This is a genomic window from Rhodanobacter sp. OR92, assembly GCF_000427545.1.
GTDB classification, from domain to species: Bacteria; Pseudomonadota; Gammaproteobacteria; order Xanthomonadales; family Rhodanobacteraceae; genus Rhodanobacter; species Rhodanobacter denitrificans.
Genome location: NZ_KE386556.1, coordinates 58,219 through 69,827, shown reverse-complemented (window position 1 = coordinate 69,827; position 11,609 = coordinate 58,219). Strand labels below are relative to the sequence as shown.

12 protein-coding genes are annotated in these 11,609 nt (G+C 65.0%); all 12 read left to right on the top strand.

What is annotated here, in order from left to right; all coding sequences use genetic code 11:
* Positions 1-306 precede the first annotated feature (306 nt).
* The 12 genes from RHOOR92_RS0112040 (at position 307) to RHOOR92_RS0111985 (ending at position 11,267) form a co-directional block, all read left to right on the top strand.
* On the top strand, positions 307-924 hold the full coding sequence (locus RHOOR92_RS0112040; RefSeq protein ID WP_231378384.1) for a hypothetical protein: 618 nt from the start codon (positions 307-309) through the stop codon (positions 922-924).
* Positions 925-1,184: 260 nt separating this feature from the next.
* On the top strand, positions 1,185-1,481 hold the full coding sequence (locus tag RHOOR92_RS0112035; RefSeq protein WP_015449103.1) for a DUF2282 domain-containing protein: 297 nt from the start codon (positions 1,185-1,187) through the stop codon (positions 1,479-1,481).
* 8 nt (positions 1,482-1,489) lie between these two features.
* Positions 1,490-2,356, top strand: a complete 867-nt coding sequence (locus tag RHOOR92_RS0112030) for a DUF692 domain-containing protein (protein ID WP_015449104.1) — start codon at positions 1,490-1,492, stop codon at positions 2,354-2,356.
* A complete protein-coding gene (locus RHOOR92_RS0112025; RefSeq protein ID WP_027484040.1) occupies positions 2,331-3,116 on the top strand; it encodes a putative DNA-binding domain-containing protein in 786 nt (261 codons plus the stop codon). Before RHOOR92_RS0112030 ends, RHOOR92_RS0112025 begins: the two co-directional genes overlap by 26 nt.
* Positions 3,113-3,610 carry a DoxX family protein gene (locus RHOOR92_RS0112020; RefSeq protein WP_015449106.1) on the top strand — a complete coding sequence of 166 codons (498 nt, stop codon included), beginning with the start codon at positions 3,113-3,115 and terminating at the stop codon, positions 3,608-3,610. The genes RHOOR92_RS0112025 and RHOOR92_RS0112020 overlap by 4 nt, the downstream gene beginning before the upstream one ends.
* A gap of 141 nt (positions 3,611-3,751) precedes the next feature.
* Positions 3,752-4,261 carry an RNA polymerase sigma factor gene (locus tag RHOOR92_RS0112015; RefSeq protein WP_027490323.1) on the top strand — a complete coding sequence of 170 codons (510 nt, stop codon included), beginning with the start codon at positions 3,752-3,754 and terminating at the stop codon, positions 4,259-4,261.
* Positions 4,262-4,355: 94 nt separating this feature from the next.
* Positions 4,356-6,497, top strand: a complete 2,142-nt coding sequence (locus RHOOR92_RS0112010) for a bifunctional TVP38/TMEM64 family protein/FAD-dependent oxidoreductase (protein WP_027490322.1) — start codon at positions 4,356-4,358, stop codon at positions 6,495-6,497.
* 209 nt (positions 6,498-6,706) lie between these two features.
* A complete protein-coding gene (gene arsS / locus RHOOR92_RS0112000; protein WP_027490321.1) occupies positions 6,707-7,687 on the top strand; it encodes an arsenosugar biosynthesis radical SAM (seleno)protein ArsS in 981 nt (326 codons plus the stop codon).
* A 233-nt stretch (positions 7,688-7,920) separates the two neighbouring features.
* Complete coding sequence (locus RHOOR92_RS0111995; RefSeq protein WP_231378383.1) at positions 7,921-8,760, top strand: methyltransferase domain-containing protein; 840 nt, start codon at positions 7,921-7,923, stop codon at positions 8,758-8,760.
* A 100-nt stretch (positions 8,761-8,860) separates the two neighbouring features.
* Positions 8,861-9,490, top strand: a complete 630-nt coding sequence (locus RHOOR92_RS19345) for a glycosyltransferase family 2 protein (RefSeq protein ID WP_231378382.1) — start codon at positions 8,861-8,863, stop codon at positions 9,488-9,490.
* Positions 9,460-10,179, top strand: coding sequence for a TIGR04282 family arsenosugar biosynthesis glycosyltransferase (locus RHOOR92_RS0111990; protein WP_007513855.1), 720 nt, complete (start codon positions 9,460-9,462; stop codon positions 10,177-10,179). The genes RHOOR92_RS19345 and RHOOR92_RS0111990 overlap by 31 nt, the downstream gene beginning before the upstream one ends.
* Positions 10,176-11,267 (top strand): inorganic phosphate transporter, encoded by a 1,092-nt coding sequence (locus tag RHOOR92_RS0111985; protein ID WP_007513852.1) that lies wholly within the window; start codon positions 10,176-10,178, stop codon positions 11,265-11,267. The genes RHOOR92_RS0111990 and RHOOR92_RS0111985 overlap by 4 nt, the downstream gene beginning before the upstream one ends.
* Positions 11,268-11,609 lie beyond the last annotated feature (342 nt).

Here is an 11,609-nt window from a genome sequence, read left to right as displayed (position 1 = left end):
CCTGACCGCCGCCATCGTCGCCCTTCCTGTTGCGGCGACCAGCATGGGCGGCGCCCAGGAAACCTGCCATCCCGCGTCTGGCATGGCCGCGTGCGGCGCGAAGTGCGCAGGCAAGTGTGCTCCGAACAAGCACCACGCTTTGAAGAAGCATGCCTCCATGCACGCGAAGTGCGGTGCCCAAAAGTGTGCGCCGAAGTGTGCACCGAAATGTGCACCGAAGTGTGCTGCCCAGCACTGATGGCCTCCGCGCCTGGCCGGCGATCGCCGAACCCGGCCGCGCGCCGGACAGGGCTCGCCGGCCGGCGCTTGCTCGACACGTACGCGGTACTCGCGACTCGCGGCGAACACCTGCTGCACGATCTGCTCGGGGGCCAGGTGCCTCGCCAGTGGCAGCATTATCCCGAGGACGATTCGATCGACCCGGACGGCGGCTACCAGTGGTTCTACCACTCGCATTCGCCGGAGGATCGGCCGGAGGCTGCCGAGCACGGCCATTTCCACCTTTTTGCCCGCCGCCCACTCTGGTCCCGGCGCATGCAGTCAAAGACGGAGCGGGCCTTTGCGGCCTTGACAGGCAACCCCGGCAGGCAGGTCGCCACGCGGCACCTGCTGGCCGTCGGGATGGATGCCAAGGGGCTTCCGGTCAGCCTGTTCACGGTCAATAGCTGGGTCACCGGCGACCTGATGCTCAGCGCCTCCGGCACCGCGCGGATCCTCGCCGACATGCACCTGCGCACCGGCCATGATGCGATCGACACCGTGCTGGAGTGCGTCGTCGCGCTCTGCATGGACGAGATCCGCATGCTCCTCGGCGCGCGTGACACGATGCTGTCCGCCTGGAAAGGGCGCGCGGTACTCGAGGATACCCGGCTGGAAATCCTCTCTCACCAGGCCATCGCGCTTGACGCGAAGCTCAACGCGTAGCGCCGTCGGACCAAGGCGACGATGGGCGTGTCGCCGCGGGCGGCGGAATCGCTTCGATCGTTTGCGGCGTCCGCGGAGACCGTCGCGATGGACCCCCATGGGTCGACTTGCGGCTCCCGCAAAGTGCGCGGCATTCGAACCGATGCATCCGATCCGCGAGTGCACGGCGAACCGGGTTCCGGGCGAATGAATCCTTTCGCCTGATCAGGTGCTCTATGGGTTGCCGGAAAGATCCGGTTCACTCTACGGAGATGCGCATCATGAACAGCCAGAACCTGCTGAAAACGGCCCTGGTCGGCGCCCTGACGCTCGGCGTCGCCGCGATGGCCACTGCCGCGCCGGCACCTGCCGGTGCCGGCGGCGCGAAAGCCGGCGACATGGGCATGACCAAGTGCTACGGCATCAATGCAGCCCACAAGAACGACTGCAAGTCGCCGGGGCATTCCTGCGCCGGCCAGGACAGCAAGGCGCGCGACCCGAACGCGTTCGTCGCGGTGCCGGCCGGTCTGTGCGAGAAGATCGACGGCGGCTCGACCAGTCCGGCCGACAAGGGCTGAGCAACGCGATGAACCCTGTGCTGCCCTTCGTGCAGCGACCGGTCCCGGCGGCTGCCGGGATCGGGTTGCGCGCCCCCCACATTGAACGCGTGCTGGCCGAACGGCCGCCCGTAGCCTGGTTCGAGGTGCACAGCGAGAACTATTTCGGCGCAGGTGGCGCCATGCACGCCGCGTTGGAGCGCATTCGTGCCGACTATCCGCTGAGCCTGCACGGCGTCGGCTTGTCATTGGGCTCGGCCGATGCCCTCGACCAGGCGCATCTCGCCACCTTGCGCAGACTGGTTGACCGCTACGAACCGGCGCTGGTTTCCGACCATATTTGCTGGGGGGCGTTTGGCGGCGCGCACATGAACGAATTGCTGCCATTGCCCTTCACCGAGGAAGCGCTGGCGCTGATGGTTTCGCGGGTGTCGCAGGTACAGGAGGCGCTGGGGCGCGAGTTCCTGGTAGAGAACGTGTCGAGCTATCTGGGCTTTCGCGACGCGGACATGCCGGAGTCCGCGTTTGTGGCGGAATTGGTTCGTCGCAGCGGTTGCGGGCTGCTGCTGGACGTGAACAACATCTACGTCAACAGTATCAACCACGGGTTCGACCCGCACGACTACCTGCGTGCGATGCCGCATGCATCAGTGCGCGAAATGCACCTGGCCGGTTTCATCCGGAAGGGACATCTGCCCGTTCCCTTGCTGATCGACAGCCATAGCCGGCCGGTGGCCGACGAAGTCTGGGCCCTTTACGGCGAGGCGCTGGAGCTGTGCGGTGCGCAGCCTACGTTGATCGAATGGGATCAGGACATTCCCGAGCTGGAAGTTCTGCTGGCCGAAGCCGGCCGGGCCGAGGAGAGGCTGCATGCCTGCCGCACCGCGATTGCATGAGCTGCAGCGAGGTTTCGTCGACGCCCTGCTGGGGCGAGGCGACGCTGCGGCAGCGTGGGTCGATGGTGGCGGACTCGAGCCTTCGGCGCGATTGCGTATCTACCGGCACGCGGTGGCCGGAACCCTGACGGCGGCCTTGCGCGACAGTTATCCCACCGTGCTGGCCCTGGTCGGCGAGGCGTTTTTCGAGGCCATGGCGGAGCGCTATCGACTGCAGCACCCTTCGACCTGCGGCAACCTGCAGCAGTTCGGCGGTTCGCTGGCCGGGTTCATCGCCACCATGCCGGAGGTGCGGGCGCTGGGCTATCTGGCGGATGTGGCGCGCCTGGACTGGTTGCGCCAGGTCGCTGCCCTGGCACCCGATGCCGTGCCCGTCAGTGCTGCCATGAGTGCCGACGCGGCCGCGGTGGCGCCGGACCGGCTGCGCGTCCGCCTGCATCCGAGCCTGCAGAGGCTGCGCAGCGATCACGCCGTATTGACGATCTGGCACTGGTGCCGGATGCCGGATGGACCAGCACTGAAACTCGAGGGCAACGGCGAACATGTGCTGCTGTGGCGCGACGGCGGCGACGTGGCGATGACGACCGTCGATCCGGCCACCTTCCGCTGCATCGAGGCGTTGGCCGATGGGCGTGATATGGCGTCGGCTTGTCGGGTGGCATCCGGGGTGGACGACGACTTCGACCTGGAACCCTGCCTGCGGGACCTGCTTGCGCAGGGGTTGATCGTGGCATTTATCGACGAGGAGAGCGGGACATGAACAAGTTTCTTGCCTGGACAGGGGACCACTATGGGCGACTCGTCCACGTGTTTTCGGGGCTGGGGCCGCTGGCCCTGCTGTTGTTCCGGGTCTGGGTGGCGTTGGCGTTCTGGCGGGCCGGTGTGGTGAAGTTCGAAGATCCCTCCGGCACGTCCTACCTGTTCAACAACGAGTATCACGTGCCGCTGCTGTCCGGCGACGCTGCAGCATTCCTCGGCACCTGGATCGAGTTGATCCTGCCCTGGTTCCTCCTGTTGGGGCTGGGCGGGCGACTCACCGCTGCGTTCTTGTTCATCTACAACATCATGGCGGTGACTTCCTATCCCGATCTGTGGCCGCACGGTTTCTGGACCGGGCTGATGGGTAGCGATTTCAACGACCACAAGATATGGGCCCTGATGCTGCTGGCCCTCGTGGCATGGGGGCCGGGCACCCTGTCGCTCGACCGGTGGCTGGTGAGGTTCTGGCCCAACGGTCGCCGCCCGGCCCTTTAGGCCAGGCCCGGATGTGTTTCACCGCGGCGTGGCGGCTCGACGCCGATTTTGAATCCTTTCGGGTGTTGGTTTCCTCTATAGGGTGAATGTGGTAGGACCATTCCTGCACCACATCATCGAGCTGCCATCGCGAGGTACCCCATGCAACATGACCCCATACTGCTGGAATCCGCACGTCAGGGCGACCTCGCTGCCGTGGAGAAGCTGTTGACTTTGTGCCGTCCCGGCCTGCGCCGTATCGCCCAGTCGCAATGCGCCAGCAGCGTGGATCCGGACGATGCGGTGCAGGAATCACTGCTGTTGATCTACCGACGCATTGGCGCGTTGCGCACGGTCTCTGCGTTCCCGGCGTGGACGTTTTCGATCGTACGACGGGAATGCCAGCGGTTGCTGCGTTCGATGCGCGGGCAGGTCGAACTGCCGGAGTCGGATCACCCCATTTTCACTTACACCGACCGCTTCGATCTGCGCCGCGATCTGGCGGCCGCCATCCAGTCGTTGCCGGACAAGTATCGCGAGGCGATCATCCTGCGCGATTTCGAGGAATTTTCGATTAGCGAGATCGCCGACCGGCTGCTGCTGACGCGCCAGGCAGTGAAGAGCCGCATTCACCGCGGTCGCCAGATGGTCCAGGAGTATCTGAAGGATTGAGTTGCCCTGCGCCGGCCCCAGCGCATGGCGGAGAGCTCCATGAGCGCCGGTCGGTCGTGTTGACGCCATTCGGTTTCCCCCGGTCATTCGACGCATGAAGAACAAGACCACGCTCATCCGGTCACTGATTTTCGTCGGGCTGCTTGGCGTGGTGGCCGCGTTCTTCGTGCTGGGCCTGCAGCATCAGTTCAGTCTGGAGGCGCTGAAGGGCCGGCAGCACGCGCTGGATGGCTATCGCCAGGCCCATCCGGTATCCCTCGCGGCGGCCTTCTTTCTTGTGTACGTGGCGTTTGCGGCCTTTTCGCTCCCCGCCGCGACGTTGCTGACGCTCGCGGGCGGCGCCTTGTTCGGGCTGCTGGAGGGCACGTTGCTCGTATCTTTTGCCTCCAGCATCGGAGCGACACTGGCGTTCCTGGCCAGCCGCCTCGTGTTCCGCGACGCCGTGCAGCAGCACTTCGGCAAACGCCTGCACGCGATCAACGAAGGCATCCGGCGCGAAGGCGGGTTGTACCTGTTCACGCTGCGGCTGGTTCCGGTGATTCCCTTCTTCGCGGTCAACCTGCTGATGGGGCTGACCATGCTGCCAACGCGCACGTTCTACCTGGTCAGCCAGGTCGGCATGCTGGCGGCGACGGTGGTCTTCGTCAATGCGGGTACGCAGTTGGCCGCGCTGCAATCCATGTCGGGTGTCCTGTCGCCCCGGATGCTCGGATCGCTTGCGCTGCTTGGCGTATTTCCGCTGCTGTCGCGATGGATCGTCGCCCGCATGAAAGCCCGCCGGGCCTATGGGCGCTGGCCGAAACCGAAGCGATTCGACCGCAACCTGGTAGTGATCGGCGCGGGTTCGGCGGGGCTGGTCAGTGCTTACATTGCCGCGACGGTACGCGCGAAGGTCACGCTGGTCGAAAAGCAGGCGATGGGGGGCGATTGCCTCAACACCGGCTGCGTGCCGTCCAAAGCGCTGATCCATGCTGCCCGGATGGTGGCGCAGACACGTGATGCCGCGCGGGCCGGTGTGGAGACGGGCCAGGCGCGGATCGATTTCCGGGCGGTCATGGAGCGCGTACGGAAGGCGGTGGCCACGGTGGCACCGCACGATTCGATAGAGCGGTACCGTGCACTGGGTGTCGACGTACGGCGCGGCCACGCGCGCATCGTGTCGCCCTGGGTGGTGGAAATCGACGGCGAGCCGATCAGCACGCGCGCCATCGTGATCGCTTCCGGTGCCGAGCCGCTGGTGCCTCCGATTCCAGGCCTGGCCGCTTCGGGCTATCTGACCTCGGAGACGCTGTGGCAGTTGCGTGAACTGCCCCGGCATCTGCTGGTACTCGGCGGCGGGCCCATCGGTTGCGAGCTGGCGCAGGCCTTTGCGCGGCTGGGGTCGGCCGTGATCCAGGTCGAGGCCTTCGACCGTCTGCTGCTGCGCGAGGACGACGAAGTCTCCGCCTTCGTGCAGGCCCGACTGAACGCCGATGGGGTGGACGTGCGCATCGGCCACAAGGCCGTAGCCGTCGAGCCGCTCGGCGATGGGCATGTGCTGGTGTGTGAGGCCGGAGACCAGCGCGTACAACTGTATTTCGACACGTTGCTGGTGGCGGTGGGTCGCAAACCACGCACGGCTGGCCTCGGCCTGGAGGCACTGGGCATCGCTGCCGCGCCCACGGTGCCGACCGACGCGTACCTGGCCACGCTGTATCCCAACATCCATGCCTGCGGCGATGTCGCCGGCCCGTACCAGTTCACGCACACCGCCGCGCATCAGGCCTGGTATGCCACCGTCAACGCGCTATTTGGCCAGTTTCGTCGCTTCCGCGCCGACTACTCGGTCATTCCGGCCGTCACCTTCGTCGATCCCGAGGTGGCGCGCGTCGGCATCAACGAGCGCGAGGCGCGGGAACGGGCGACCGCTTACGAAGTCACCCGCTACGAACTGGACGAGCTGGATCGCGCCATTACCGAGGATCAGGCGCACGGCTTCGTGAAAATCCTGACCCCGCCCGGCAAGGACCGCATCCTCGGCGCGACCATCGTCGGCCAGCATGCCGGCGAGATGCTGGCCGAGTTCGTGCTGGCCATGCGCCACGGGCTCGGCCTGAACAAGATCCTGGGCACCATCCACGCCTATCCGACCTGGGCGGAGGCGAACAAGTACGCTGCCGGCAACTGGAAGAAGGCGCATGCGCCCGAGCGGGTACTGGGCTGGCTGGCGCGCTATCACGCCTGGCGGCTGAAGTGAGCCTGCCGTGATGCGTCGAAGGATCCACCTCCACATGTTCGCTGTTCCGATGCTGCCCGGCGTAGTGGCGGTGAGTGAGCCGATGCCGTCGAGCGCGTCGACATCGTTGCTCCAGCGTCATGTGGCGGCGTCGACGCGACTCGTGCAGGACACCATCGACCCGGATCGTTGGCGAATGGCCCAAGCATACTCAGTGAGGCATATCTAACGTGAACGCTGTTCTTGCTTTGTCACTGCCATCGTTTGCCCGTACCCTGCGGGAGCATGGGCTGGCGTTGCCGCGCCTGCCGCTGGAAATCCTGCAGGTCAACGTCGGCAAGCTGTGCGACCTGGCCTGCCAGCACTGCCACGTCGAGGCAGGCCCCAAACGCACTGAAATCATGCGGGCGGCAACCGTTGATCGCATCCTCGAACTGCTGGCTCATGCGCCCGCGGTGCACACGCTGGATCTGACTGGCGGCGCACCCGAGCTCAACCCGCATTTCCGCACCCTGGTGCGCGAGGCGCGGGCGCTGGGCAGGACCGTGATCGACCGCTGCAACCTGACCGTGCTGTTTCGCCCGGGACAGGAGGACACCGCGGAATTCCTGGCCGCGCAGGGCGTCAAGGTGGTCGCTTCGCTGCCGTGCTACAGCAAGGCCAACGTTGAAAAGCAGCGCGGTCAGCATGTGTTCGATCCCAGCCTGCGCGCCCTGCGCCAGCTCAATGCGCTCGGCTACGGCCACGCCGGCTCCGGGCTGGAACTGGATCTGGTCTACAACCCGTTGGGCGCCAGCTTGCCCCCGGCGCAAGCGGCACTGGAGACAACCTACCGGCGCGAGCTGGCCGAGCACTTCGGCATCGTGTTCAACCGCCTGTTCACCATCACCAATATGCCGATCAAGCGTTTCCTGCATCTGCTGGAACGCGAGGGTCGTTACGAAACCTACATGCACACCCTGCTCGATGCGTTCAACCCGCAGGTCGCGCCGGGCGTGATGTGCCGCAACCTGCTGTCGGTGAGCTGGGACGGCCAGCTGTACGACTGCGATTTCAACCAGGCGCTGGACCTGCCGCAGGGTGGCCGGCGGCGCAGCATCTGGGACATTGCGGGGCTGGCGGACATAGAACGCGAGCCGATCGCTTTCGCCAATCATTGTTATGGCTGCACCGCCGGTGCGGGCAGCTCCTGTGGAGGATCGTTGACATGAACATGAGCATGGACCTGGAACACGAAATCGGCGGCGCTGCCGAAGAACAGCAATCGGCAGTGCGCAGCTATTACGGCGAAACCCTGCAGTCCAGCAACGACTTGCGCACCACGGCGTGCTGCAGCATCGATGCGATACCCGTACACCTGCGCGCGACCCTGGCCCAGTTGCACCCGGAAGTGCGCGACCGTTTCTACGGTTGCGGCTCGCCACTGCCGCCGGCGCTGGACGGCATGACGGTGCTGGATCTGGGCTGCGGCAGTGGCCGCGATGCCTACCTGATGTCGAAGCTGGTCGGCGAGCGGGGTCATGTCATCGGCGTCGACATGACGGCGCAGCAGCTGGCTGTCGCCGAGCGGCATCGCGACTTTCACGCGCAGGCCTTTGGACATGCCCGTTCCAATGTCACGTTTCATCTGGGCGATCTGGCCGACCTCGCGGCAATCGGCGTTGCTGATGCGTCGGTCGATGTGGTGGTATCCAATTGCGTGCTGAACCTGGTGCCGGACAAGCGCCGCGCATTTGCCGAGATCCTGCGTGTGCTCAAACCCGGCGGCGAGCTGTATTTCTCCGACGTCTACAGCGACCGCCGGCTGCCGCGCGAGCTGCTGGCCGATCCGGTATTGCTCGGTGAATGCCTGGCTGGCGCGCTGTACGTGGAGGATTTTCGCCGCCTGCTGGGCGAACTCGGCGTGGCCGACGCACGGGTGTGTGCGCGCGGCCCGATCGCACTGACCGACGAGGCGATCGAGCAAAAGATCGGTTTTGCCCATTTCGAGTCGATCACTTGGCGCGCTTTCAAGCTGCCGCTGGAGGATCGCTGCGAGGACTACGGCCAGTCCGCGACCTACCTCGGCACAATACCGACGCATCCGCACCGGTTCGTGCTGGACGACCATCACCTTTTCGAAAACGGCAAGTCGTTGCGGGTCTGCGGCAACAGTGCCGACATGCTGGCCGGCAGTCGTTACGCGGCGCATTTCCTTTTCCACGGCGACAAGCAGCGGCACTTTGGCCTGTTCGATTGCGCCCCGGCCGCAGCGGCGACGACCACATCGGCAAGCTGCTGCTGAGATGCTCATGGACAGTTGTCATCCCGCTGCCTCGCACGCGTCGATACGCTCTCTGTCGGTTATCGTGCCGTTGGCACCCGGGGAAACCGAATGGCATGGGTTGCTGCAACAGCTGACCTCGCTGCCGATGGACAGCGAAGTGATTGTGGTGCGTGCCGATGATGAATCGTGGCCGGCCCCGGCAACGTGGCCGATGCACCTGCGCTATCGGGAGTGCCACTGTAAGCCGGGGCGTGCCCGGCAACAGAACCTCGGTGCCCGGCTCGCCACTGGCCACTGGCTGTGGTTCCTGCATGCCGATTCGCGTCTGCGGGAAGACAGCCTGCGTGAACTGCAGCGGTTTCTGGCGGAAGGGGGCGATGCGCTGGGATGGTTCAAGCTCGCGTTTCGCCGCGATGGACCTCGCTGGACCGCGCTGAACGCAGCAGGCGCCAATTTGCGCGCCCGCTGGCTGGGGCTACCGTTTGGTGATCAGGGGTTTGTGTTGCCCAGGCACTGTTTCGAGACCTTGCACGGCTTTGATGAACAGGCATGTTACGGCGAAGATCACCTGCTGGTATGGGCCGCGCGCCATGCCGGACTGCCACTTCGCTGCCTTCCTGCGTCGCTGGAAACCAGTGCGCGCAAATATGCGCAGCACGGTTGGCTAACCACCACACTCAGGCATTGGTGGTTGACCGTGGCGCAAGCATGGCCGGCATGGCGCGCGACGCACAGGGCAAGGACATGACGGCGGCACTGGCCATCTTCGTCAAGACGCCGGGGTTGTCGCCGGTGAAGACACGGCTGGCGGCCACGCTGGGTACGGATGACGCCACCCGCTTTTATCGGCTTGCCGCCGCAGCCACGGCTGCCGTCGCGCAAAGCTGCCAGCCGCCACTCACACCGTATTGGGCGATTGCCGAGGCCGGCCCGGTGGCCTCGGCCGCATGGCATGACTTTGCGCAGCTGGAGCAGGGTGAAGGCGATCTTGGTGAACGGCTAGCTCGCATCTACGCTGCACTGCAGGCACGTCATGGCCGGGTGTTGCTGATCGGCGCCGATGCCCCTCAGCTGACACCAGCCATGCTGCTGGCCGCATTGGCAGCGCTGCACGACACGGACAAGCCTTTCGTGCTCGGCGAAGCCAGCGATGGCGGCTTCTGGTTGTTCGGCGGTCGGGTGCCCATCCCGAGCACCGTCTGGCTCGGTGTGCGCTATTCACAGCCCGATACCGCCATGCAGTTGCGCAGCGCCTTGGCGGCGTACGGTCATCTTGCCACTTTGCCCATGCTCACGGATGCCGACAACGCAGCGGATTTGCCTGTGCTCATCCAGGTATTGGCGTCATTGCCCAACATCATGCCGGCGCAGCGCACGCTGTACGACTGGCTACTCGCCGTCACCGATCACGCCTTGTTGGAAAGAACCTCAGCATGACTCTTGTTCTGTTCATCTCCGTATTGCTGCTGGCAGCGACCAATGGTGCCAACGACAACTTCAAGGGAGTGGCCACGCTTTACGGCAGCCGAACCGTGGGGTACTGGACTAGCCTTGGTTGGGCCAGCATCACCACGCTGGCTGGTTCGTTGGGTTCGGTCTATCTCGCACAGGGGTTGCTCAAGGCCTTCACCGGCGCAGGACTGGTATCTGCCGACATCGCAGCGCAGACCAGCTTCGCACTGGCCGTGGCGGGCGGGGCTGCCATCACCGTCGCCTTGGCATCATGGCGCGGGATGCCGATCTCGACTACGCATGCGCTGGTTGGTGCGATGAGCGGCGCCGGGCTGGTCGCCGCCGGCATGGACGCGCATTTCGGGTCACTGGGCAGGAGCTTCCTACTACCGCTGCTGGCCAGTCCGCTGATTGCCGTCATCCCTGCATTCCTCAGTGCCCCGCTGCTGCGCCGACTGGTGGTGCGCGCAGAACGGAAACGCATCGACTGTTTGTGCATTGCTCAAGGCACGATCACCACGCCCGATGGCGTGATGATGCGCGAGACAACCGTGCTGCGCGCCGGCAGTACGACCGAATGTGGCGGCAGCGATACACGCACGCTCATGCGTTTCGATGCTACCCGCCAAATCGATACGCTGCATTTCCTGCTCGCGGGGGCGGTAGGGTTTGCGCGCGGACTCAATGACACGCCGAAGATTGCTGCCTTGTTGTTGCCCATCGCGATGCTCGATAGCCAGGCAGCCGTGCTCGCCGTGGCGATTGCGATGTTGCTTGGTGGGTTGCTTGGCGCACGCAGGGTCGCCCGTACCATGAGCGAAAAAATTACGGATCTGGATCTTGGTGCCTCGCTTGCAGCCAGCCTGACCACCAGCCTGTTGGTCAGTACAGCGAGTTTCAACGGCCTTCCAGTATCGACAACTCATGTCGTTGTGGGGGCGCTGGCAGGCGCCGGTGCCAGCGGACGGAGCGGGGTGAATCGCAGAGTGATCACTGACATTGCACTGTCGTGGGTGGTCACCTTGCCGGTCGGGGCGCTCTTCGGAGCGATCCTCTATGCTTGGGTGCGTTGAGCCCTCTTGCTCGGCGAGTAGCCAGAAGGGCTGGATTGGAGGTTGGGCATGTAATGCCCCAGCTGAATTACTGGGTCGACGCCGTGCAGCACCACGAAGGTCGGCTCTCCCACGCGGCAGTGTTCTTCACGGGCGGCTTCCCGTGCGCGCTTGGTCGCCGGACCAAGCTGCGGTCGTAGTGCATCACGGTGCCCAGGCGAGCAGCAGCGGCATGCCGCACACGGCGCGAGGTTCATCATCGCCTGTTGCAGGGAGTTCCAGACCAGCGCAAGCAGCGCGCCAATGAACATGCGCTTGCCCAGGCTGCCGGAGCCTCCAAAGGACTTAGGCCTTCACCCCGGT